This is a genomic window from Halomonas sp. ALS9, from assembly GCF_001651035.1.
In the GTDB taxonomy this organism is placed as follows: Bacteria; Pseudomonadota; Gammaproteobacteria; order Pseudomonadales; family Halomonadaceae; genus Vreelandella.
The window spans coordinates 21,748-47,401 of record NZ_LXRG01000231.1 but is presented as its reverse complement, the minus strand read 5'-3'; the positions used below and the strand labels follow the sequence as shown (position 1 = coordinate 47,401).

Annotated in this window: 18 protein-coding genes; 6 read left to right on the top strand and 12 right to left on the bottom strand. The window is 48.5% G+C overall.

Features of this window, described 5'->3' with window-relative positions:
• Window positions 1–70: 70 nt before the first annotated feature.
• From A6R74_RS20330 to A6R74_RS20295, 7 genes are all read right to left on the bottom strand, one after another.
• Entirely contained in the window at window positions 71–1,060 is a 990-nt protein-coding gene (locus A6R74_RS20330) for an acyltransferase family protein (RefSeq protein WP_064236282.1), read from the bottom strand.
• Window positions 1,061–1,179: 119 nt separating this feature from the next.
• Window positions 1,180–2,475 (bottom strand): DUF6056 family protein, encoded by a 1,296-nt coding sequence (locus tag A6R74_RS20325; protein WP_064236281.1) that lies wholly within the window; start codon window positions 2,473–2,475, stop codon window positions 1,180–1,182.
• Entirely contained in the window at window positions 2,465–3,394 is a 930-nt protein-coding gene (locus A6R74_RS20320) for a glycosyltransferase family 2 protein (protein WP_205634231.1), read from the bottom strand. The genes A6R74_RS20325 and A6R74_RS20320 overlap by 11 nt, the downstream gene beginning before the upstream one ends.
• A gap of 5 nt (window positions 3,395–3,399) precedes the next feature.
• Window positions 3,400–3,798, bottom strand: coding sequence for a GtrA family protein (locus tag A6R74_RS20315; protein WP_082906770.1), 399 nt, complete (start codon window positions 3,796–3,798; stop codon window positions 3,400–3,402).
• Window positions 3,799–3,917: 119 nt separating this feature from the next.
• The gene (locus tag A6R74_RS20310; protein ID WP_064236279.1) at window positions 3,918–4,130 is read right to left on the bottom strand and encodes a DUF6447 family protein; all 213 of its coding nucleotides are present in this window, start codon (window positions 4,128–4,130) and stop codon (window positions 3,918–3,920) included.
• Between the two features lie 973 nt (window positions 4,131–5,103).
• On the bottom strand, window positions 5,104–5,907 hold the full coding sequence (locus A6R74_RS20300) for a SapC family protein (protein WP_064236277.1): 804 nt from the start codon (window positions 5,905–5,907) through the stop codon (window positions 5,104–5,106).
• 164 nt (window positions 5,908–6,071) lie between these two features.
• Window positions 6,072–9,194 carry a hypothetical protein gene (locus A6R74_RS20295; RefSeq protein WP_064236276.1) on the bottom strand — a complete coding sequence of 1,041 codons (3,123 nt, stop codon included), beginning with the start codon at window positions 9,192–9,194 and terminating at the stop codon, window positions 6,072–6,074.
• 452 nt (window positions 9,195–9,646) lie between these two features.
• Between A6R74_RS20295 and A6R74_RS20290 the strand changes: the two genes are divergently transcribed.
• From A6R74_RS20290 to A6R74_RS20265, 6 genes are read left to right on the top strand one after another with little or no spacing between them, the layout of a single operon-like run.
• The gene (locus A6R74_RS20290) at window positions 9,647–10,441 is read left to right on the top strand and encodes an ABC transporter permease (protein ID WP_165603413.1); all 795 of its coding nucleotides are present in this window, start codon (window positions 9,647–9,649) and stop codon (window positions 10,439–10,441) included.
• Window positions 10,431–11,711 (top strand): ABC transporter ATP-binding protein, encoded by a 1,281-nt coding sequence (locus tag A6R74_RS20285; RefSeq protein WP_064236275.1) that lies wholly within the window; start codon window positions 10,431–10,433, stop codon window positions 11,709–11,711. Before A6R74_RS20290 ends, A6R74_RS20285 begins: the two co-directional genes overlap by 11 nt.
• Window positions 11,704–12,663: a GNAT family N-acetyltransferase gene (locus A6R74_RS20280; RefSeq protein WP_064236274.1), complete on the top strand. Its 960-nt coding sequence runs from the start codon at window positions 11,704–11,706 to the stop codon at window positions 12,661–12,663. Before A6R74_RS20285 ends, A6R74_RS20280 begins: the two co-directional genes overlap by 8 nt.
• Window positions 12,664–12,693: 30 nt before the next feature.
• Entirely contained in the window at window positions 12,694–13,599 is a 906-nt protein-coding gene (locus A6R74_RS20275) for a PIG-L deacetylase family protein (RefSeq protein ID WP_064236273.1), read from the top strand.
• A gap of 24 nt (window positions 13,600–13,623) precedes the next feature.
• Entirely contained in the window at window positions 13,624–17,079 is a 3,456-nt protein-coding gene (locus A6R74_RS20270; RefSeq protein ID WP_064236272.1) for a glycosyltransferase, read from the top strand.
• 6 nt (window positions 17,080–17,085) lie between these two features.
• Window positions 17,086–18,018, top strand: a complete 933-nt coding sequence (locus tag A6R74_RS20265) for a glycosyltransferase (RefSeq protein ID WP_064236271.1) — start codon at window positions 17,086–17,088, stop codon at window positions 18,016–18,018.
• A gap of 187 nt (window positions 18,019–18,205) precedes the next feature.
• On the opposite strand, the gene A6R74_RS20260 is transcribed toward A6R74_RS20265, so the two are convergent.
• The 5 genes from A6R74_RS20260 to A6R74_RS20240 all read right to left on the bottom strand — a co-directional run bounded on the left by A6R74_RS20260 (window position 18,206) and on the right by A6R74_RS20240 (window position 25,653).
• Entirely contained in the window at window positions 18,206–18,883 is a 678-nt protein-coding gene (locus A6R74_RS20260; protein WP_165603412.1) for an alpha/beta fold hydrolase, read from the bottom strand.
• Window positions 18,884–19,027: 144 nt separating this feature from the next.
• Window positions 19,028–21,073, bottom strand: coding sequence for an autotransporter outer membrane beta-barrel domain-containing protein (locus tag A6R74_RS20255; protein ID WP_165603411.1), 2,046 nt, complete (start codon window positions 21,071–21,073; stop codon window positions 19,028–19,030).
• A 356-nt stretch (window positions 21,074–21,429) separates the two neighbouring features.
• Window positions 21,430–22,809, bottom strand: coding sequence for an undecaprenyl-phosphate glucose phosphotransferase (locus A6R74_RS20250; RefSeq protein ID WP_064236268.1), 1,380 nt, complete (start codon window positions 22,807–22,809; stop codon window positions 21,430–21,432).
• 10 nt (window positions 22,810–22,819) lie between these two features.
• On the bottom strand, window positions 22,820–24,274 hold the full coding sequence (locus A6R74_RS20245; RefSeq protein ID WP_064236267.1) for a TolC family outer membrane protein: 1,455 nt from the start codon (window positions 24,272–24,274) through the stop codon (window positions 22,820–22,822).
• Window positions 24,274–25,653, bottom strand: coding sequence for an HlyD family type I secretion periplasmic adaptor subunit (locus A6R74_RS20240; protein ID WP_064236266.1), 1,380 nt, complete (start codon window positions 25,651–25,653; stop codon window positions 24,274–24,276). The genes A6R74_RS20245 and A6R74_RS20240 overlap by 1 nt, the downstream gene beginning before the upstream one ends.
• Between the last annotated feature and the right edge of the window lies 1 nt (window position 25,654).

The window sequence follows — 25,654 nt, the reverse complement described above, 5'->3', positions numbered from 1 at the left end:
AATGGGAAAGAGCAGACTCAGCCGACAACTAGGCTGGCGGGGAGAGACCACTTAATGAACCAATGTCGTTTTAACGGTTACGGTGTATGCGAGTAAGATGTGGCTTGCACCAGCGTTGAAACGGCACTTCAATAAAATACCACGACAACCAGGCCAGCAGGATTGAAATTCCAAGCGAGACAATCGCGGCTACCTCGGCGGAAAATTGCGCTTTTAACCAATACACCGGCAGATTATGAAATAAATAAACGCCAAAGCTGATAGCACCTAAAAATGCCAATATAGATGAATCACGCAACGCCAACTTGCTATGTATCACCGTCCAGAAAAGCGCGCAATATAAAAGCACCATCATTCCGCGGTAGGCAAAGCTTTCACCCAAAAATAAAGTTTGTGTGATAGTTTGATAATAAACACCGCAAATGATGATGCTTAGCGACAAGCCGAATGCTGCCCACGTATAACAAGGCTTTGTCACGATAGTGCGCTTGTGTGCCTGATGCCCTAGCCACCCTCCTAACCAGAAAGCGTACAAATGTAACGGCATCACCCACAACTCCGCATACCCTTCCCGCCACTGAGTAACATTCAACATAACCGCCACCACTGCCATCAACATGAAGACGGCTACGTGCCATAAACGAGGTATGAAATTAGGCAAGAAAGCAAGCAGGGCAAAGAAGGTAAAAAAAACGGGTAAAGACCAAAAAGGGGGATTCAGTGCAAATGCCGTAGCGCGATCTGGAGTAGCCAATAAAAACATCAAATGATGCGCTATCAAATCTGGCCACTCTGGCAATGGTACCTGCCGAACCAACAAATAAGCCAACACCGCGACTAGAAAAGCCGGATATAACCGCGTTAGCCGCTTTGCTAGGTAGTACCACCCCCGGCTATGCTCCCAATTAAATGCGTAGTACCCCGAAACAACAAAAAAACAACCAGTACCATAGCTATAAAACGGTGTATTGAAATACTGGCCTGCGTAATGCGATGCCACGACAAGGGCGGCGCCAAACACTTTTACTAAATTTAACGCATTAAATAGAGAAGGTGACATTGTGCCTTTCACTTGCGGAAAAGTTTATGAGTGTAGTGCAACCGCTATGGTTCAACACACTTCCTGCAGTTAGCAAGACAAAACGGACGCACTTAGTGTTGACCAATAAAAAGCACACTCTAAGAATAAGTAAAATAAGCTACAACGCTTGTCGCTGCCAACAAATGCCAGCTATACCGCGTTTTACCGGCAATAATGGCTATTAACAACAAAATGATGGCCACTGATGCAAAAAGCACTCTTTCTTGAGAAACATACATGGTGGGCGAAAACCCCAACATGCACGACGGTATAAAAGAAAGTACAAATAGAAATACTCTATATACTTTTGACTTATCAAAGTGCATATTCTCTAAAAGAGCAAAGGTAAGCGCTCCAGAGAAAACAATCCCCCAACCCATTGCCCTGATAAAGTCATGAGAAAATGCTTTTCGATAAGGAACTTGGTACACCCCACCTATAAAACCTATATTGTCTGTCAACTCGGAAAAGCCAGAGCCTACATAGCCCAACATATACCCTGACGTCAACATAATAAAAAGCAGGCTGATCATCGCAATGGACTTAGAAGCCTTTGCATTATACCTTAATGCAATAACGGCGCAAAAAATGATGCTAACCCAGCTACCAATATAGAAAAACTGGTACAAACCCAAGCTTATACCAAAATATGCTTTCTCTAAAAAACTCATGTCCAAAAATTCAGGAAAGTAGCTCCTAGCGGAAAAAATCAATCTTCCAGCATTTCCATCGCACAATATAAAAAATGCAAAGCCAATAAAGTTGGCCAGCAAACCAAACCCAATCATCTTATTATAAAAATAATCACGTCTTAACATAAAAAACAAGAAAACATGAACTATAAAGTTCACAACCATAACTTGTTCATTAAAAGAACTAAAAACAGCTAGCATAAAACCAAGAGCAATAGCAGGAACGCTAAGTTTCTGGCCGGTTAACCCATACTTAACAACAGCCCAATAACATAGCGAAGCCGTAATAGGCCACAAATAATTAATGGAACCTGTTACCCACCAGACACTCCAATGCATCATATTAGCAGGGATTAACCAGAAGCAAGCCATCACAAAGGCAGATATATTTAAACAAATTCGACTATCTTTGCTAGCTAAGGAGGAAATCGCAAAACACATACTTGCAATAACGATGGCATTCAACAGCATCCACAGCGTTGTATGCGTTACCAGAAGAATCGTTACAAGGTCAATTAAAGACCGGGAAGACCACGTCGAGTAGCGGTCTACAAGCCACGCAAAGATGTCGCCACTATTAGCGACAGCTGCATACATTTCATCATCAGAATTCAATGCGGGGCCAGCAGCAACCTGTATAAACAAAGCCGTCAACAGAAGCACCAAGTAGAACCAACCTCTGTGTGTAACATTAATCTTCATCGAGGTCATCCGTCAGATACACTGGCCTTTCCTTACTTTCAATATAAAGTCGACCAACATATTCACCTAAAACACCTATCGAGATAAGCTGAACTGAACCAAAAAACAATATGGCTGACATTATGGAAGCATAGCCTGGCCAGTCGACACCAAACATCAATGTACGAGCGATAATAAATATCATATACACTAGGCTCAGTAGCGCAATACATATTCCCACATACGACCAAACACGCAACGGCCATGTAGAGAAACTAGTAAGGCCGTCGAGTGCAAAGTTCCATAGCTTCCAGGTATTCCACTTTGTATGGCCTAGATGCCTTGCCGGACGGCTGTATTCCACGCCAATTGAGCGATAGCCAGGCCAAGCAAAAAGCCCTTTCATAAACCGATTACGCTCGGGAAGCTTTTTAAGCGCATCCACTACGCGCCGGCTCATAAGCCGATAATCCCCCGTATTGGCCGGGATCTCGGTATGGGAAAGCCAGTTGAAGACCCTATAAAAAAGCCCCGCTGAAGCGCGCTTGCTCGGCGTATCTTCATTGCGCTCCCGGCGCATGCCATATACCGTATCGTAACCTTCTTGCCATAACCTGAAAAACTCATGGATCAGCTCTGGCGGGTCTTGAAGATCAACATCCATTGGTATGACGGCATCACCACTCGCATGATCCAGCCCAGCCGTCATAGCCGCTTCCTTGCCAAAGTTACGCGATAATTTAATATACCGCACCCTTGGATCCGCGCGTTGCGCGCACTTGATCTCCGCAATAGTACGGTCTGATGAACCATCGTCGATGAACAGGATTTCAAGGGTCGCAGGAAGCTCTGCTAAATGCCGATCAATTGCTTCCAAGAATGGTGCGATTGACTCTTCTTCGTTAAACACAGGAACGATAAGGGAAAGAGTATTTTCCATGGGGTTCATTTCTCTTCTGTCTTAAAAGCCCAAAGCGACGAGGCGAGGTAAGTCAACACAGGCACACAGGCCGTCGCGATAATCACTGCGACAAGGCCATCCATGCCGAGTGCAAGGCCTCCCGTTAGGATGGCGTTATTTGCCAGGAATCCGCCTACAGCCACCAGAAAGAAGCGCCGGATAGAGCCTCGTGTCTGAAAAGTAATATGGCGATGGCCGTAAAAAGAGACCAAAAAAGCCACCAGGAACGCGACAGCATTGATGCCATAGGGCGAGGGATTATTAAAATAAGCAAAAAGTAACGCGGCTACCAGCATGTGAGTCGAGGTGGCCGCCCCACCAACAATGAGGAACCGAAACAGCCGGAACGCATCACGATTGAACAATCGGACGAGTGGTCGCATCAAGCTTCTTCCAAAACAGCGAAGCTAAGACAAAGAGCTATGAATTGTGAAAACTACACAGCGTGTCATAGATTAACAAGGGCCTCTAATGACTGCATTAGAGGCCCTTAAATTAACTTTTAGTGGGTATTCTGCAGCGGCAATTCCTGCTTGAGGGCATTAGCATAAGCCGTGCGCGCGGTCTGAGCAATTGCCAGCTGTTGGTTCAGCCGCTGAATTTCCTGATCAGTCACACGCAGATTAACCAATTGGTTGCGTGCGTTTTCAGATAAGTCGGCAAGGTTATACTCATGACCATCGATTGTTACCGTTTTTGGATCTTCTTTCGCCATTTGATAATGCTCCATTAATGAATAAACGAGAAAGGTATAGCATTGTAACAGCTATAGTAGATGGCTTTCGCCTGACACTGCCTTCGGCGTATGTGTTACAAAGGCAGTGATTGCTCACTCTCCATGGGGATAACACGCTAGCGCTTTCAGTAATCCATTAACATCAGCCCCCACAGGTAAGCGTTGAGTGGTACGTGTAGGGTGACGTAATGCGTACGCTTTCAGCGCACTAGCAGGGAGTGCAGCCGAGAGCACTGGCACGCAGCAGCGCAGAGATAGATATTGCTGAACCGATGATGCATCACTCTGCACCTCTCCCCACCCCATAGCTCCGTACCCTTTTACATACAGTAAAACATGATCGCCAGCACGGTACAGGTTACTTGCATTAATTGCGTGCAACTCCAACTTCGAGGGGCTGAAAGGAAGGGTAGCCTCAGCGAACGCCTTAGATACAACATGCCAGAAGTAACGCGGGCGAAGCGTACTCTTACCCAGCTTTGTGGAGCGTTTTACCTGTGGGGGTAAAGCTTCTCTCAACTGCGCTTGGCACAGCTGACGCACAGAGGACTGATAAGCGAGCCGCCCGCGCAACTCTTCTATGTGCGCCTCCACCTGGTATAAATTAACCAGCTGTTTACGCGCATTTATACTTAACGCCCAAGTTGGGAACCGACGGCCTTCAATAACAACGCTTTTGGGCAGTTTTGGCATTATGCTTCACGCTCGTTACCTAAAAATAAATGCAACATTCTACTGAACTCTTGTTCATCGGTAAAAATATTTCTCGCCTACTTATTGACCAAACTTTAAGCGGACAATAGCGCCACCAAGAACATGCTTCGGTAGAAATTGACACCTTATCAGTGCCCATTGATAAACTAAAAACACTAGTGAAAGAATTGGCTATTTTCCCATAATGCCAAATAGGCACACGTAAAGAACTCGCCTTGTAACCGTTAAAACGCCATTCTCAATCATCAAATTCAAAACTGATACTGTCATCCCCACTATCAAACAGCGATTCCAAGTCGACTGTTGACGGATCTTGTTGAGTCCAATTTTTATGAAGCCCATATAGGCGGATAAGCACATCAAGCCGATGTTGAGAAAACAGCTGACCATAAATAATCGGAAAAGCACTCACTTGGCGCAAGGCATCTAACCTATCAGCAGGCAATGCCCTCAATGCCTGCTCATCTATCCGGTAGAGGCCTTCTAAGGCGTGAAGCGGCTCACCTTCTTGTGTGGCCATGTTAATTTTCCAGGGCATAATAAGCCCCAAACTAGACAGCATATTGATCGCTTTTTGCGTACTGCGTCGCTGCTGCTCATACTTAGTTAAAAACTTAATTAGTTGACCAAGCTGTTCTGCTGGCTCGCCGTTCTGATTAAAAAAAGGGTGACCTTGATCATCTACATTATCAAGCACCAAGCCGCTGTCTTCATCGACCCCAAGCACATATTGTTTCTGCTCTTGGTTATGTAGTAGCTGGAAAGGATAGGCTCGCACTGAAGCCGGCCGATAACTACCAATCCACCGCCCATCCGGATGAACAAATAAATTACGCTGCTCATCCAACGAGCAAACCGCCACTAGCTCGTAACTGCCATCTTGCTGCTGGCGAAACCCAGTAGGCATGGTTGATAGTGCATGGGGCAGCTCTTCAGCCACCAAAGGAATAGCGCTTTGCCCGGCAATGTAGCTGTGGTCAGCCGGCTTAAGCCAACCTTTACCTTGGTGAAGGTCTCTGGAAATAGGAATAAAGCGAGACATAATATCCTTAATAAAAACAAACGAGCATTCGTAGCAAGCGCGCCTATTGGGCTCAGCTAAGCTACTTCCATACGGATAAAGACAAAAAAAGGAGATATTAGTTCTTTAAAATGAAAAACCCCCGGCAAAGCCGGGGGTTCTTTCGAGTAGCTATCAGCTATGCATTAAGCAAAGTTGGCAGCATCGAAGGTCTGAGTTTCACCGAAGTCCAGGATACCCAGCAGATTGACGTTAAAGTCATCGCTGTTGGCAGAAGAGGACAGGTGGAACGCTTTGTACTGACCAGTACCACCGCCATCTTGCACCAGCAGAACGCTTTCAGTAGCGGCGGTCGTGCTAGCTTGGTCTTCAAAACGAGCAGCAACATCGGCTGCGTTCAAGTTCACCCAGTTAACACCATCACGGGCATAGGTAGCACCCGCGTAAGTATCAATTTCAATACCGCGGTTATCGACAACACCGCCAGCAAAGTTAGATGCACCGCCAAGGAGGCTAGTGAAGTCAAGGATGTCGTAGCCAGTGTTAGTAGCTTCGTCACCAGACTCGAAGTTCACAATGCTGTTGCGATCAAATACACCGTCGATCTTAACAGTATCGTTGCTGAACTCACCTGTACCCAGAACGATGACATCGTTACCAGTACCAGCATTGATAACGTTATCGCTCTCAACCTGACTTGCTACACCAGATACTTCACCAACCGTGCTGGCAGCAGTACCGATATCATCAGTATTGTAGATATCTTGGATAGCACCAAGTTGAGCAGTTGCATTGGTTTCTTCAGCAGTTAGCTGCGGACGACCTGTCGGATTATTTGCGCCAGCAGCCAGGGGACCACGGAAGTCAATGCTCAGGTCATCTAGGTTACCCAGACCTTGCTGTTCGTCAATTTGGGAAACGATATCAAGAATATTACCGTTACCATCATTGGCTTCAATCAAGTTCTGAAGAACTGCGTCGTTGTTGACCGCATCTTTGATAGCTTGATTGACTTGAAGAGCAGTAGTCTGTGTACCAGAGTGCGGCACGTCAACCCACACTGATTCAAAGCCTTTAAAGCTTACTTGAACCTGAAGTTTGAAGGCATTAAAGGTCTGAGCGACACCATTGGCATCGTTAGACAGGCCAGCATTGCTGTTCGACACGCCTGTCGGCAGAGCGCCATTTGCTGTGGAGTTAAACTCCCAGCGAGTGACTTGCTCGATAGCATTGCCGTTAATGTCTGTAGCACCCGTTAATGGCGTTGAGCCATCAACCAAGCTGATCAAACCAGAGTTGTCGGCGTAAATAACGTCGTTACCTGCAGCAGTGCTGATGGTGGCATCGCCAGCACCCCAAGTGCGTACAACGTCGTCACCAGTACCAGTACTAATGGTTACCTGCTCTTGACCAAAGTCCTGGTTAAGCTGCTGGTTAACGATAGAAACAGGTGCGCCATTTGCATCAACAATTACGGTCTCAACTACGTTGTTACCATTGCCTGCATTGATGTTCAACAGAGCGTCTTCACGCTGAAGCACGTCTTCCTGAACAACCAAAGAAATTTGGTCATCACCACCAGCAGTCTGGTAGTTGTAGTTAACGTTATCTTCAGCAGGGTTAGCCTGATCGTCTTGAGCATTCAGATCGCGGGCGATAACGTCTTCAGTAATGTAAGCGTTTAGCTTAACGTCACCGTCGAAGTCTAGGCCGTTGAATTTCTCAACGTCGACCAAACCAGTAATGGTGTCTAGATTGTTAAGCTCAACCGAGTTGTTAGCATTAACAGTCCAAGCGTTTAGCAGTTCAGCAACACCACGAACGCCCTCGCCATTAGCAGCCTGCTGACCAACATTAAAGAAGCCGCTGCCAGTCAGGTTGATCTCTTTCAGGTGCTGACGGTACTGACCGTTGTTGTCAGTATCGCGTGAAGCCAGCTGAGACAGCCATACGCCGTTTTCAGCGTCGACATTGAACTCTTCAACACCTTTGTTGGAGTTAGACTGACCCGCTAGATTAATAGTGGCGCCTTGCGAACCGTAACCAACGTTATCAAGATCAAGGTTGGTTGAAATCAGATCACGAACAGACTCAGGTGCTTCAGTAGACAGGTCACCGTAAAGGGTGAAGCCGCCAGTTACCTGATCGCTGTAAGTGAAAGAACCACCGGTAATTTCACGGCCTTGAGCATCAGTCAGGATAATGGTGCTACCCACTGCGCCTGGGATCGGCTGACCACCATCGGTAGCGGTGAAGCTTGAACCAATCTGTGCGGTAAAACCAGCGAGGTCGCTATCTTCCGCAATTGCTTCACGAATAGCAGACAGCAGTTCTGGGTAGGTTTTAGCTTCGAAAATAGCCTCTGAGCGTAGTACAGCCTCATCGCCATCGACATTGAAACGGATACCGTCGATCGGCAAGTTGCCCAGCGGCTCAGCAGTACCTGCAGCGCGGATATCCAACAGCTCGATGAACAGCTGTGAGTTGGTGTTACGTGACTCGGAAGTCAGCAACGGGCTCAGGAACAAACCTTGGTAAGTTTCTTCTTCACCCAGCTGATTGCTCAGGTTAAAGGTGTAGTCAGCAGAGTTAGTCACCGGGCGACCGGCAGCATCCCACTCGACCTTACCGACGTTTGCGATGGTCTGAACGTTATCAGTACCGCCAACTTGTGGCACGAGCTCGCCGTCAGCGTTAACTTCGAAGTTGCCTTCTTTTTCAGCAGAGCTATCGAAGTTAATATTGATAGTATCGCTGGGAACTGTCGGCTCTTGGCCTGCTGCTTCTTCTTCGATTGCGTCAATTGCATCGTTTACAGACTGCTGGTCAGCTGTAATGTTAGCCAGAAGATTAGGCAGTGTATCGCTGCTGTAACCTTCAACGCCGCTTTCCAGGTAAGCTTCGCTAACTGCAATTTTATTGCGAAGAACGGCTGCTGCACCTTCCAGGCCTTCCGGCGGGGTGTCTTGCAGCAGCTTCTCGCCGATTTCCATCAGCACTTGGCCTTCAGGAATACCGTCGTCAAGGCGCTGATTAATGAAGTCGGTACCACGAACGTAGCCCTGGCTACCTTCTTCCAGGCCTAAACGGCTTAGAATCACATCAATTTTTTCATCACGGGTAGCATCTGCATCAAACTGGCTAGTGAAAGCCTCTGTTTTAGCAAGATCGGTACCCAGTGCATAAAAGCTGGGGTTGGCGTCGATGATCGCTTCAAAACGGGCGAAAGACGCTTGATCTGGTGCAAAGTTGAACATGAAAGATGTAACACCTAACAGGTTCATTTTTTGCTGTTCAGTAATAGCCATTGAGATAGAACTCCTTGCATTCTTGACAACGTTGTCGGGCTTCAGTCCTGAGCCACGCAAATAGACGTTAGCACAAGCTCAGATACCTCACCACTTTGCTGCTTGCGGTTTTGCGATATCGCAGGACGATAATAGCAGCTTTTTGCTATTAGCCAATATTAATTGACTAAATCCCTCAAGCCAGCATTTCGGTAATATGCCTATTAAGTTTGCTGCATGCAAGCATCCCAAGGCATACAAGGTGATTGAAAGCTTTAATTTTTCGACCAGCCTCTTGCGCGAATACCTTTTTTTTGCAGGCATTTAAAAAACATTGTTCGCTAACTTATTGTTCTTGCGGGCGGTGAGCCGCGCAATTCGAGCTACCGCTGCTTTTTGGTTCTCTCTGGCTTGGTTGGCACCCAGTGGCGCTAAGGGTAAGATAGCGCCCTTTGTTTACCTTGGAGCATGCTTTGGCTGCCAACCTTTTTTCCCGTCACCTGCATCTATTATGGCAGTTCACGCGCCGCGATGTGGCTGGGCGTTACCGTGGCTCTCTACTGGGCTTAGGCTGGACTTTGCTTTCGCCTCTTATGATGCTGGCCGCTTTCACCTTGGTGTTTTACGGTTTTTTTGAACTGAAATGGCCGGTTGAAGCCACAGGCACGCCGCAAATGGATTTTGCATTACAGGTCTTTGTCGGCCTCCTGGCCTTCAACTGGTTCGCCGAAGTGGTCAACCGAGGCCCCGTGTTGATAACAGGCCAGCCTAACCTGGTAACAAAGGTCGTATTTCCCTTACCGCTGCTAGCGTTTTCATCAGTACTGGCGGCTAGCTTTCAAGCTTTAATCAGCCTTGTACTATTAATGCTTATCACGGCTTTCTTGGTCGGGGGCAATGTAACCTGGCTGGCGCTTCCTTTGGTGCTACTCCCCTTTATGGCCTTATTAGTGGGTATCGCGCTATGGCTGGCAGCACTGGGCGTTTATTTACGCGACCTAGGTCCTTTCATGGCGCTAGCGACATCGGTACTGATGTTTCTTTCACCTGTTTTTTATCCATTATCCAATGTGCCTCCCGACTGGCAGAGCCTTTACTTGCTTAATCCTTTGGCGTTACTGATTACCCAATTACGTGATGTGCTATTTATGAGCGCTTGGCCCAGCTTTAAAGTGGTTACCGGTTTGAGCGTCGTCGCCACGCTGCTATTGACCAGTGGTTTTTGGGTATTTAATAAGCTACGCGGGGGGTTTGCTGATGTGCTCTGACACTTCTAGCGCGGCAGTAAATCGCTCTGAAACGGCCATTGCTTTAGAAGGGGTGAGCAAGACCTTTTATCGCTATCAGAGGCCATTAGACCGTCTGCTGCTTCAGTTTAAGGGCCTCGCTCGGTTCGCAAGATATGACACTATTAGCGGCCTAAAACCGCTCGACTTAACCGTTCAGCGCGGTGAGGTCGTTGGCCTGATAGGCCGCAATGGAGCAGGTAAGTCGACACTATTACAGTTAGTGTGTAACACACTTACCCCTAGTGGGGGGAAGATGCAGGTTAATGGTAAAATTGCTGCTTTGCTTGAGCTAGGGTCTGGATTTAATCCTGAGTTTACTGGTCGCGAAAATGTATTTATGTCGGCGGCTATTTCAGGCCTGAGCCGCGCAGAAGTTCAGGCCAAATTTGAAGAAATTCACCAATTTTCCGGCATTGGCGATTTTATAGACCAGCCAGTTAAAACCTATTCCAGCGGCATGTATGTGCGTTTGGCGTTCGCCGTGGCTACCAGTGTTGAGCCAGATATTTTAGTCGTCGATGAAGCACTTTCAGTAGGTGATGGCGCCTTTGCGCGCAAATCGTTCGACCGTATTATGGCGCTGCGTGATACTGGGGCTACTATTTTATTTTGTTCGCATTCGCTCTATCAGGTCGAGGCATTATGCGATCGCGCTTTATGGATAGAAGGCGGTGAGGTGATTGCCGATGACGCACCTTCGCTGGTGGTGCCTCGGTACGAGCAATTTTTAGCCGGTGATGACCAAAAAGAGCGAGGAGTTCGCCAAAGCGCTGCTCAAGACCAGCGACGCGTGTCTCCGCAAGGCAGTGCGCGCCTAGTAAGCACGCAAGTATCCATTGATGGCCAGACTGCAAGTGCCCGCAACGCAGTGGTTAGCGGAGAAAGCCAGCTTAGCGTTGAGATCCATTTCGCCAGCGACCCCACACTTCCCTGCCCTGGTATTGCGGTAACCATTTCAACAACGTCTGGACAAATTGTTACTAGCGCTGGGAGCTGGGAAGCCAACGTCGAGATTCAACGCAGTCCTCAGGGTGAGGGCAGCATCGTGCTTGATTTTCCTAAGCTGGCACTATTAAAAGGTGAGTACCATGTAGGTGCCTACCTGTTTTGTGAACGCGGGCTGCATAGCTACGAGTGGGTCGATCCGGTAAGCAGTTTCCATGTTACGCAAACGGGTATCGCTCGAGGCGTAGTGAACTTGCCCCACCATTGGCACTCTGTAGTCAATAGTGCAGGTGACCATGTTTAGCAATGAATGGCAAACGCGCTGGGCTGAACCTGCCGATTTACCCGCTTTATTGGCACTTTTTGAACGCGTATTTGGCCATGCTATGCCGCTTGAAATGTGGCAGTGGAAGTACCGTTTTGCCTCATCGCCCGGAGTAGTGTGTGTATATGAAGGCGATATCATCGCTTTTAATGGAGGTATGCCACGCAAGGCACTGGTTAATGGCCAGCCCTGCTCTATCGTGCAGATGGGGGATGTGATGGTTGACCCTGCTTATCGCGGCATATTAACGCGTCGGGGCCCTTTTTACCGGGTAGTGCAGACCTTTTTTGCCGAGCAGGTGGGTATAGGCCACCCTTACCGCTATGCTTTTGGCTTCCCCCATGCACGCCATGCTCGTCTGGGTAAGACATTAAAACTTTACTGTACAACAGACCGCATTGACGAAGCTCGCTGGCCTGCACGCGCTATGCGCCGATTACGCAGTACAGCCACCCCAATTCAAGCTAACCATGCGCCGGTAGTCGATGCCCTTTGGGCTGGTATGGTAAAAGAATTAGGGGCATTCGCCATCGCTGTTCGTGACTGGCCATGGCTATCGCATCGCTATATTAATGGTCCTGAGCGCGGGTATCTTTGTTGGCTAGTCAAAGAGCGAGTAACGCAGCGTGCGTTAGGCGTGTGTGTGGTTCGCCAACATACAGCGGATACCGTCGAACTACTGGATATCATTGCCCCTCTAAAGGCTATGCCTGAAGTTGTTAAATGTACCCAGCACATTATCTCTCGGCTGGGTGCCAAATATTTAAGCGCGTGGCTGACCCCTTCTGTCGCAATGCATCTTACTGCTACCCAGCCACAATTAACGCCTACCGAGGTAGTAGTACCGGGCAGCCAAGTGAATGGGCTGACACTGGGTATGGAAGTAGCTGGGTGCTGGTGGTTAATGGGCGGAGATACGGATTTTCGCTAGCCCTGGAAAGTGAACGATAAGGATATAACGATGAGAGAAGCTTGGTACGTTCCCTACCATGCAAGCGATCTGGTAGGTAAACGCGTGATAGTACTTGCCCCTCATCCAGATGATGAGGTATTCGGTTGTGGCGGTGCTTTGGCTCATTTGGTAGCTCAAGGCGCTGAGATTCAAGTGATTATTGCTACACAAGGACCTCAGGCGGCACTTCGCTTATGCGAGTCTAAGAAGGCTGCCCAGCTACTGGGTTACCCAGCGCCAATTAACTGGGAGTTTACCGACCGAGGGCTAGAAGAAGCGCGAGAAGCGCTAACCCAACAATTACTGGAAACGTTGTTAGAATTTCAACCTGACTTGTTGCTGGCGCCTTCTTGCTGGGAGATGCACCCAGACCATCGCGCCGCCTGTGACGCAGCACTCCAAGCTGGTGCACGCTTTGTAGAACAAAGCGACGTACCTTTAAACATTGCCTTGTACGAAATCGGGGTTCCCTTAAGTGCAAACCAGTTGGTGGATATTTCATCTGTTAGCGCGTTGAAAGCAGAAGCCATGACGTGCTTTGCATCCCAGCTAGCAGAGCAACGTTATGCAGAACAAATCACCGGCCTAAATCAGTATCGCAGTTATACACTGGGCCTTGGCGTGACTGCAGCAGAAGCCTTCCATATTGTGTTCGCTGATGCAGTGTCTGCCACTGTGACCTTGCCTTCAGTCCAAGATCAGGCACTTTTACGCTGCGAAAAAGCACTGCAACAGTCTCAGCTAGAATATACACATCACATTGATTCACTGCAGAGCGATAAAGCGGTGCTTCAGAAGGCGCTTAAGGATAGCCAGCATGCCCGCCAGGAAGCAGAACAAACCTTGCAGGCTATCTATGCAACTCGTAGCTGGCGGTGGCTTTCACGGTTGAAATATTTATTAGGACGCGGATAAGCGCGTCGTGCTTTTAGGAAGTTTATGTCAACGCTTAGTCTAAATACTCCTGCCGTTAGCCTGCTTATTCGCAGCATGGATCGCGATCATCTTATTTCTGCTTTGGCGTCAGCCAACGCTCAAGACTACTCACCTCTTCATATTGTGGTAGTCAATGCATCAGGACAGCCGCACCGCCCTCTGCCCAATTTGGAGGTCAGTTGCGAATTAGTTGATCCAGGCGTAGCACTGTCGCGTCCCGATGCTGCAAATATGGGCTTGCAGGCGGTTCAGACGCCTCTGGCGTTATTTCTTGACGATGACGACTTAATTGACCCTCATCATATACGTCGTTTGGTGGAAGCATTGAACGACTTCCCTGCTGCGCCTGCCGCCTATAGCGGTGTGCGGTTAGAGTCATCTGGCGGCGAGCCGCTAATCAGTATGGACTCCCCCTGGGTACCCGGTGAGCTTTTAGTCCATAACACATTACCTATCCATGCGGTGCTGTTTCGAATGGAGGCTGTTCGAACAGGGAGTTGTCAGTTTGACACACACTTCTCTCATCTTGAGGATTGGGATTTTTGGCTACAGCTTTCTCAACAAGGTGACTTTATACATGTGCCGGGTGACAGTGCGACGTATTGCATGGCGCTAGGCAACTCTGGGTTATCTCAACAACGCGATATTGCCACCTATCAAGAGGCAAGAAGTGCTGTGTGGAACAAGTGGTTACCCAGAGTTAATTTTGACCTTCTGGCCAAGGGCCTTGCATCACTAATTGATCGACTTGAGCAATTAGAGTGGGATGCTGAGCAACTACACGCCAGCGAAGCAAAGCTGCATCAGCAAAATCATGAGCGGCTGGGACAACTCCAAGAGCTGCATGAACATTATGAAAAGCTGCAAGAATTACATGCTTCCTTGCATCAAGAGCATAGTGCCATATGGGAACGCTTTAATGCTTTGAAACGTGAACATGAGCATTATATTGAGCCGTTTGAACCAATCGACACTGAGACTGGAAAGAAGCACCAAGCGCTCCAGCATGAATATAGCTCATTACAACAAGAACATGCTTCGCTCAAGCAAGCACATGCAAATACGTTAGATCAGCTCAACACGCTACAGAATGAAGTTAACGCCCTGGTTGGCTCTCGCTCTATGCGTATAACGGCACCTCTGCGCTGGTTAACAGACCGGCTACGCCATATACGTTCGAATGTTTCTCAGCGTTCATTTTTCTCAGCAACTAAAGCTCAAACAGCGTTTAGCACCCAACTGCCTATCGCGAGTGCTAAACAAAAGCAGCCCGCTGGGCCTGTGGACATCATTGTTCCTGTTTATAAAGGATTAGGGGAGACACGTGCCTGCCTGGAAAGCGTTTGGGCTAGTGAATCTTCTCATGCTTATCGACTCATAGTGATTAATGATGCCAGCCCTGAACCAGCACTCACCGAGTGGTTGCGAGAAGTTGCTAAAACACGACCTATGGTGCTATTGGAAAATGAGCAAAACCTAGGCTTTGTAGGAACTGTCAATCGCGGCATGGCTTACTCACACAATGCCGATGTCGTCTTACTCAATAGCGATGCTGAAGTTGCCAATGATTGGCTAGATCGCCTGATTAAAGCAGCCTACCTGCCCACAACCAGACCGGCGGCTAGCGTTACCCCTTTTTCGAATAACGCCACTATCTGTAGCTATCCACGCTTCTGCCAAGACAACCTTTTAGCCGAAGGATATACGCTACCTGAACTGGATCAACTTTTCGCTCAGATCAATGCTGGTCTAACGGTTGAGATACCGACGGGCATTGGTTTTTGTATGTATATTCGACGTGAAGCATTAGAGGCAGTAGGACTATTCGACGAGGATAATTTTGGTAAAGGCTACGGTGAAGAAAATGACTTCTGCATGCGCACTTTAAAAGCAGGATGGTGTCATTTGCATGCCCTGGATGTTTTTGCTTGGCATAAGGGAAGTGTGAGTTTTGGCGATAGTCAGCCAGAACGAGTGACTAACGCGCTAGAGGTGCTCCATAAATTACATCCAGATTATGAAGCGCGCGTTCACCAGTTTATTCAGCAAGATCCAGCTCAACAAGCACGTCTTGCCATCGATGTGGCCCGCTTGCGCAATAGCAATAAGCCACGCGTATTAATGATAAATCATCAGCGTGGCGGTGGGACAGAACGTCATTGCCAAGAGCTGGCAGAAACACTAGCCAAGGAGGTGGAGTGGTTAATACTTCGCCCAAGCCCGGTAGGCGGCGCCAGGCTTTCTCTTCTAGACGATGCAGAGGCGATGCAGCTTGATTATGTCCTGCCTGATGCCTTCGATGAAATGGTAGAAATGCTTAAAGCACTTGGGGTCGTTAGAGTTCACGTGCACCATTGGCTGGGCTTCAATGACAGTATTTTAGGTCTCGCAAAAGAGTTAAGCGTGCCGCAAGATGTGACGCTGCATGATTATTATGCAGTGTGTCCGCAAATTTCACTAACACGCGATGATAACCGCTATTGTGGAGAAGAAGGCATTCAACAATGCCAACGTTGCCTGGCTCAGCAACCAGCTCCTGATGGCAGCAGTATTACTGAATGGCGTGAGCGCCATGCTGAGTGGTTACTTGCAAGCGATCGTGTTATTACACCCAGCCAAGATACTTCAGCGCGGATAAAGCGCTACATTCCAGACCTGGATGTAAAGGTTGCAGTACACCCTGATCAAGAAAACGCTACGTACCCTACTCCTGCTTGGCAAGCACCTGAAATGCACGAGCCACTACGGGTGGCCGTTATCGGTGCTCTCTCAGCTATTAAAGGTGCAGATGTATTAGAGGATGTTGCCGCTCAAGCAGCTAAACTGGGCTTGAGCATTGAGTTCCGGCTCTTTGGTTTTGCTTATCGTGCCTTTAAACCACTGACAAACCTCTCAGTTACTGGCGCTTATCAAGATGATGAATTACCTACATTACTGAATGAGTGGCGGCCACATATTGCTTGGTTTCCGCCTTTATGGCCGGAAACTTATAGCTACACCCTCAGTACGTGTTTGGCACTTGGCTTACCGATTGTGGCTACCAATATAGGCGCTTTGCCAGAGCGTCTGGCCAAGCGCCCGAACTCTTGGCTACTGGAGTGGGATAGCTCACCTAACCAGTGGTGTCATTGGTTCTCTTCTTTTTTACAACGCCCAGAAAATGTCGTTGGTTCAACGGCAGCCGAACATGCATCATGGCCATCTATTCCTACCCCTTTTTATGCACAGCAATATGCTATTGATATAGATGCTGCTATTCCAAATAGCCAACTGCCTAGCTTGCCCTCTCATTGGCAAGCTCATGCATCTCATCCTGACACTAGCACCATGCGTGCACGCAAAGCATTAGTCTCAATGCTTTATTGGCTTAGGGCACAGCCATTCTTACGAGAATTATCTCGACATGTACCAGCGGGATTACAGCGCAAAGTTAAAAGCCGTCTGCTGAAAGAGTTATAAACCATCATGGCAGAAAAAAACTTATCTTGGGGTATATGCGTGCCGACCTTGAACGCTGGCAAAGATTGGTCTGACTGGTTGGCTAAGACGAATGCAGCCTCTGGGACGGCCTGTAGAAAGCTAGTCATTGATTCAAGTTCAACTGATTGCACGCCGACACTTGCTCACGAACATGGCTGGGAAGTTGTTCCTATTCAGCGCTGTGACTTTGACCATGGCGGCACCCGTCAATGGGCACTCAGTTATTTACATGATTGCGATATTATTATTTTCCTTACCCAGGATGCACTGGTAGAGGAACCCAATGCCCTCATTCAGTTAGTAAATGCTTTTGAGGATACTGGTATCGGAGCGGCGTTTGGCAGGCAATTGCCGCATTTAGAGGCTACACCAATCGCTGCACACGCCCGCTATTTTAATTACCCTGCTCAGTCGCGCGTGGTAGATGAAAGCGATATTCCTAATTTAGGTATTAAAGCAGCATTTTTATCTAATTCCTTTACCGCCTACCGACGTGAAGCTTTGCTTTCTGTTGATGGCTTCCCTGAAAAAACCATTCTTAGCGAAGATATGATCGCCGGCGCAAGATTATTAAAGGGAGGGTGGAAATTGGCCTATCGCTCTCAAGCCCGCGTTCTTCACTCTCACAACTACTCGCTGCTGGAAGAGTTTCGTCGTTACTTCGATATTGGCGTTCTTCATCACCGTGAGGCGTGGCTATTAGAGTGGCTAGGGAATGCTGAAGGCGAAGGCATGCGCTTTGTTGTGTCTGAGTTAGGTTATGTTGCTAAAAAAGCACTCCACAGGCTGCCAGAAGTAATAATACGCACTGGTTTTAAATATTTAGGCTATTGCTTAGGCCGTATAGAGAAATACCTTCCCACCTGGATTAAACCTATACTTTCCATGCATAGCTCTTATTGGCGCTCTAAAGATTGATTATTCACAACAAGTTTATTACTCACCTTGCCCGCTGATAAAACTTGGCTATGTTCGGTTTTTTACCAAAATTAACTGCAGAGAGCCGCCAGGAAAGGATAAAAGTGCGAAACAGCAACTGGAAGCCACGTTCAATAGTACCCCCATTTCAACGCTCAACTGAGTGTCCTTATCAACAATAGGATAATCAATCTACGCGCGGATGCAGCGTGCAACATCGGTGGCCTTGACCCCGTACGATTTCAACCTTGCTTCCTGGGATTGTCCTTGCCAGAGGTGCAAAGCGCCCAGGTGGCACGACGCGATCATCGCTGCCAAATAGGAAATGCCTCTCTACATCGGAACGCCAGTTCTGGAGAGTCATTGGGTCGAGAGAATCGAATAAAGGAAAGTAGTCGTGTTGCTGAGCCCAAGTTGAAAGGCTCACTGGCGTCGCCATTGCTATGACTCTGTTGACCTGAGGCAGACGCTCCGCCATCAACAGCGCCAGTACACCGCCACCTGAATGCCCTACCAGTGTCACCATACTCTCTTCATGGTATGTCGCCAGCCATTGCTCTGCTGCCTCCACCATTGCCATAATGACGCGATCGGAATATCGCGAAAAAGTCCAAAGTGTCGGATGACAGTGCCGCTTTGGGCCCAGGCCAAAATAACAGGGCCGCCCTAGATAAAGGGCCGGCCCAGGTGAATCAAGCATTATAGGTAGCAGATAAGGTCGACGCGGGCTGGGATCATCAGAAACATGGCTTCCGCCACTCACCCAGGGGCGACCATCGCCTTCCAGGTAGAGGTATATCGTACTGCCATTGCCGGCTTTCTCAATCGCTAGCAGCTCGAAGTCCCCGCCGTACAGTTTGCTCACGCTTACACTTTCTCGCCCCGCCAGCGAGGCTGACAAGTTATCGACATGGATTGGCGGTGAGACACAGCCTGCAAGCAGCACCCCAAAAACCAGAGGGGCCAGCCACCTAGCTGGCCCCTTAATGCGCATTGCCATCATTTTGGCTTAGAGTTCCTGACGGAATTGAAGCTCGATGCCGTACTCTTCATAATCACTATGAGCAAAGAGCGCTTCGGCGTTTACCGACAGGGTGCGGTTCAAGCCCAGCCCCTTCGATAGCCCCAGGCCGAAGCGGCCATAGTCGCTATCCATTTCAGGAGTTTTAACGTTGAAAACGTTATCGGGCGAGCTGGCGAAGGCGGAGGCTATAGAGCCCCCGGAATTCTCAAACTCATGCTCCCAGGCAAGCGAAGCTACCCCCACAAGGGAGTCAGTCAGCTGGTAGGCCGCACTGGCGCCGACTTGCGAAACCAGCGACTCAATGCGACTGTCGTCGATGACCAGGGCGGTCATCCCTCCACTCTCTTCGAAACCATCTAGCTCTACATTAGTGTAGTTGAGGTAAGTGAAAGGCTGGAGAGTCAGACGGCTATTGACTTCATGCTCGTAGAGTGCGCCAAGTGAGACTGAGGCGATATCGCCATCGGTATCACCGCGGACTGTACCAAAACCGGAATCACGCTCGGTGTCGAAGCTCGCTTGCGCATAGCCAGCGCTGGCCTCAAGGTAGAGATTAGGCAGTACCGCATGTGAACCATACAGGGTCACGCCATAGGTATCGCTATCAGTCCCCCCACTGGCCAGGTCAAAGTCGGCATCAGTGGTGGTGTAGTTGAGCGCTACCCCCACCTGGGTCTTATCGTTCAAGTAACTATCAACACCCAGCACCAAGGCATAAGTATCAGAGCTGTAGCCGTTAGCCTCTTCAGTGGTGTCCTGCTTACCATGCATATAGGTACCGCGCATGAAATAGCCCAGACCATTCAGATCGCCCGAAGCCGCCCCACCACGTATTTCACGCATATTGGAAGTAGTTTCACCGTTCAGGGCAATGTTATCGCCTGAATAGTCCATCATGTTGATATCTACAACATTAGCACCCGCCTGACGTAGAGTGGCCAAGCGATTTCGAACCGTCTGTACCACCGCACGATTGTTCTGAACGGCAGTTTGAACCATCTGGTTAACCTGGTACTGGGAAAGCTGGCGAAGCTGTGCGCTGGTTTCCACCTCAGCAGCCACTGATCGAAGTTCCGGAGCCTGAGCCAGAGCTGCGCAGAGTTGCAGAACATTGCCTGAGGCATTGTCACAGTTGATGCCGATGATGGGATCCACAGAAAGTTCAACAAGGATATTGGCCAAAGCACCAGTCAACTGCTGCAGTGCAGCCGCATCATTGTAAACCGAGCGCAGAGTTCTAATATCCATTACTGTGCCGCCAGAGGCCAGTGCAAGCTCGGAGTAATCGGTCTGTGTGGTGTCCAAACTACGATTTCCGAACTGGTAACCCTCTACCTTGGTAATGACTCCCTGCGCATCCTCGACGTAAGAAAAGCCCGTGGCTGGGTTATCACCAGCCACGGCAATAACTTTTCGGTTCATACCTTCCGGATCGCTGAATGACTGCTGTACCACGGCATGCACTACGGTTTCGTTGTCCTTGAGCTGCTGCTCAATATGCGCTTTATCGATCAAAGACATGCCACCAGGGAGATTTACTGAATCGATATCACGATCCTCATCGGAAATCAGCATTATTGCCGAGCCGGCCGCATCGCGGAAATCGAAATTTCGGAAAGTGTAATCAATAGCACGATAGCCATCCTCAAAACTGCCATTGACTACCAGAGTCTTAGTCTCTTGGTGGAAATCGCCGGCGCCTCCCCATACCCCATCAGGGCTACGAGACAGGATAAAGTGGCGGTAAAGTGCACGTCCCTCCTCACGACCCGCTTCATTGGCTCCCACTGAGGTATAATTGGTACCTCCAAAGCCGACTAGGCCGTACTGGTTGAGAGAGACACCCTGATCGTTCAATAGATTATCGAGGTTACCAACATAAGAGCCGATGTAGTTGTGCTCTCCTGCCATTGATCCCGATTCATCGATGACGACAGCCAAATCCAGAGTTGATGCAGCCTGAGCTAGCATAGGTACTGAAGTGGCAGCGCCAATCGCTATCGTCAGCAAGGATTGCTTAAATTTAAGCATTTTGTTCCCTTCCTCTTTCTTTTTGGTGTTAGCACGTCGTGCGCCATACACAACAGCATGCCACGCCATCATAGAAAGACTTCCATGGGGTCTATGGGCGTCCATGCCATTGCCTCCTGCCATAGCTAATTAAGCAGGTAGCACTATATTACCATAAGCCACGCTAAAAAATTAACTAAAATTAGTCAATTTTTATACCTGCGCGGCCTGCCATTTAACCGCCGCGCTGAAAGGGGGGGGGAACTCTCAGAATGTGATTTTCTTAACGATACGCGGTGGTGGCAGCGCGATTTGGAATCGGCTAACTTCTACACACCGCCTCATTTTAGAAAAATTATTGTCAGCAGTTGCATATATTACGGCTTTTGATTCATAAAACCTTTAGATAGTGTCATAGCCAAAATTTTAATGTCTAGCCCTAAAGACCAGTTATCAATATAATATAAATCGTACTCTACTCTTTTTTTCATATCGTTGAGTGCGTCTGTGTTACCACGCCAACCATGTACTTGTGCCCACCCTGTCATGCCCGGTTTGACTCTATGCCGCTGCATATAGTCCTCTATTACATCTTTATAGTATTCGTTGTGATCCATAGCGTGGGGACGCGGCCCTACTAGTGACATTCTTCCCTGCAACACGTTATATAGCTGAGGAAGTTCATCTAAGCTGGAGCGTCGCAAAAAGGCCCCCAGCGGAGTTATCCTAGGGTCGCCATAGCGCGCTTGCTGAGTATGTTTGGCATGGTGCAGACTCATGGTTCGAAATTTATAAATCCGAAAACGCTTACCATCAAGGCCATGACGGTACTGCTTAAAGAGCACAGGCCCCCCCATTTTGTATTTCACCAACCCGGCAACGGCTAACATTACCGGTAAAAACACTATGAATATAAGAGTGCCTAGCACATAGTCTTCAATAGACTTTAGTAACCGTAGAGGTGCACTATCAAGTGGGCTGTAATTAAGCTCTAGTGAGTAAAGACCTACGACTTGCGCCATTCTATGATTTAGCAGCCGTATATCAGTCAAATCAGGAAAGTAACGCACATTAACAGGTATACCGATCAGGCTTGCAGAAAGACGCCTCACCTTTTCGCCATCGCTTAAAGGATAACTTAGCCAAATTTCATCAAAGTCACGTTCAAAAGCACAGCTGTCAGCTAAAGCGATAATTGTCTCGATAAATGCAGCGCTATTGTCATCTTCGTATGTATCATTAATGCCATAACCCGCATAGGGCATACTACGCAAACGGTTTTCTATCCGCTTAACATTGCTACTATGTCCTATTAACAATACGCGCTTTATGTTGGCGCCACTCGCTCTTAAACTGCGTAAATAGGCATACAGCAACATGCGAGTGGCCATGCCAGCGACTAAAGCAACCACTGCAGAGTTTCCCATCCATAAGCGTGAAAAATATTGGGTGCTTTGTGTAGCCACTAATAAAAGACTAATTAGTGCAATAGTCACCATCCAACTTAGAGAATAAACTCCCAGCATGGTGTACAGGCTTCTACCTCGCCAAGGATGGTAGAGACCTAGCAGCTCGCCCACAGCAGGCAGTAAAAGGCTACCAATTAGAATAAGAAACAGGTAATCATGCCCATCTACTTCGATATTGGGCATTAGCCAAAGCGTGGAAAGCGAAACAATGATCGCTACTGCTGCATCAAAGCATCGCATGCCACGCCGTAACCATTCACTGCCTTGACTTGTTTTTATAGCGGCCATAGTTATTTGACTACTGCGCTACCTGCGATGACGTAGACAACGAGGCTAGTAACGTCATGATATGTTCTAGATCGCCGCTCTCTAAACTGCCCACAGCAGTATGCAGTGCGAGCATATCCAAAGCGTAGTCACCGACTGTGTCTACATATTTAATACGCTGATCATAAAGGCTTGCTCGTGCATCAAGCACATCCACCAAGTCTCTCAGTCCTAATTGCTCACCGCGCTCAGCGGCTTCTAAGAATAGCTGGCTGGAGGAAATAGCCTGATTCAGTGCTTCCAGGCGACGTTCGCCACCATTCAGTGATCTTATTCGTTGACGTACCTGTTGGACGGCAAGGTTACGCTCATTATCAACGGCAGCTAACCCTGCCTCAATACGCTTTTCGCCTTGTCGAACGCTAGCATTAGTATAGCCGCCCCGATAAATAGGCACGCTAAGCTCAACGTTTGCTCTGTAGTCTTCACTTTCCCGCAGTTCATCATCGCTGGTTCGGTCTGAATAGCTAAGACTTAAGTTTATCTCAGGATAGTAACCTGAACGCCTTACGCTTGTATCAGCTTGCGCTATTTCCTGTTCTTGCTGTGCTAACAAGACATTCAAATTCTGACCAGTACGGGATATCCACTCCTCAGGATCACCAATATCGCCATTAAGGGTTACAGTGGTGAGTTCACCTGGGGCAGTGCCCTGAAACCTAGGGGTAACGCCAGTAAGTCGTTCTAATTCGCTTAGCGAGTTATCTAACTCATTCTCAGCTTCAACTGCGTCGGATACCGCCTGATCATATCTCGACTGGGCTTCAAGTAAATCAACACGGTTGCCAATACCTAAGTCAAACGCTCGACTTGCCTGGCGCACCTGTAGATCAAGGGAATCTTGCTGAGATTCTAATAGCCCTAATCGTTGCGACGCTAAGTAAGCCTTGATGTAGGCTTCGCTTACCTGAAGCGCCATTTCTTGTTCAAGAACGGCTAGTTGTAGCTCAGCGGCACTTACTTGCGCATCAGCCACTCCCATTTTACGCCAACGCTCTAGGCTAAATAGTGGTTGCTGCAGTTGAACTTGGTAGTAAGTTTCATCTATTTCACCCGGTCGCTGCGCAGGCTGATCCAAACCAAAATCATCCGGAGAAGTTTGAATATTCGTTGAATCCTGCCATAAATAGCCGCCTGAAGCGCTAATTCGGGGCAACAGCTGGGAGCGTGCCATAGGTATTTCTTCGCGAGTAGCATCTAGCTCGTATCGCTGGCGCGTTAGATCCGAATCGTGGCGTAGTGCTCGAGCAAATAAGCCAGGCAGGGATGGTAGAACTTGGGGCTGCGCGTCAGTATTTGCGAGCGCCTGTAGCTCGGTAAGCGCCTGCTGATCAGCAGGCACGTCACTTTGGGCTAACACAGATTGGCTTAAGAGCGAGACTGCAAGTGCAAGCGCACTGAGGGTAAAACGTGGCGTCCGTGTCATTAGTCCTCCCGAATAGCGCGAGCTAGCATGTCGGTAACTGGTTTGGCGATGTAACTAGCAAAGGTTCGTTCGCCTGTGCGAATCATGACTTCAGCTGGCATCCCTGAAAGTAGATGCATTTGCTCTGTCATGTCTTCTTTTCCTTCGTCGGTTACTCGAATACGTGCTTTGTAGTACCGCTGCCCAGTCGCCTCGTCCTCGAAACTATCCGCGCTGAGGTGAATGATTTCACCATCAATAATGCTGGTTAATCGCTGGTTAAATGCAGAGAACCGAATCTCAGCTAATTGCCCAATGTAAAGATTATCGATATCCCGCGTAGGCACCCTGGCTTCAACCACAAAGCCATCATCTGAGGGTACCACCTCCATTATAGCGTCGCCTGCGCGAATAACGGCTCCGACGGTATGCACCTGGCGTCCAACTACGGTGCCTGAAACTGGAGCACTTATAACGGTACGGTTGACTTGGTCTGTCAATGAGGTAATTCGCTCCTCTGCCTCCGCTATTTGCGACTGTGCACCGCGTAGCTGCTCACCAACTTCAGCTTGAAACTCTTGTAAAGTAGTTTCTTTTTGCATGCGATTTTCGCTAATTTGCGAGCGGAGCTGGGCAATATTAGATTGAAATTCTGCATTATCACCTTGATATTGCAGAATTTGTCGCTCTAGCTCACGTAGCCGCTGATTATCGCCTAGCCCTTCGCGATACAAAGAACGAAAATCCTCTGCCTCAGAACGGAGTGAGTTCATACGCTGATTATTGACGCCGATGCGCGACTCTAGACCATCGATCTGTTCTTGCATTTGGATGATTTGCTGATCCATGGCATTTAGGGTGCTTTGCAAGGATTGGCGGCGTGCGTGGAACAAGCTCTGCTGAACAGCGGTTACTTGCTGAACTCTAGCATTATTAACAGCCATTAGCTCTTCGGGCATTTCAAGTGTTTCTGCTCCTTGCTGTTCTGCAAGCAGACGCGCTTCCATGGCACGGTTGATATAGTATTGAGATTGAGCAATCTCCAACTGCGAGCGTACCTGGGTATCACTCAGAATAACCAGTGGCTGACCAGCTTCTACTTTATCACCATCTTGCACCAACAGTTCCCGAACAATCCCACCTTCTAGATGCTGAACTGTGCGTTTAAAAGACTCCATGGAGACATTACCAGGTGCAACGACAGCCACTGCTAATGAAGCTGTCACAGACCAGAGAATAAAACCACCAAGTGCTATGCCTAAAATAGCGTAACCGAGCTTACGGTAGCCTTTATCACTAGTAGGCAGCTTTTCTTGGGCTTCTCCATCAATGGTGGTGGGGCCTTGCGGCGTTACGTCGATTTCTTGCTTGGCTGGGAGCTGGTCTTTGCGGTTGCTCATA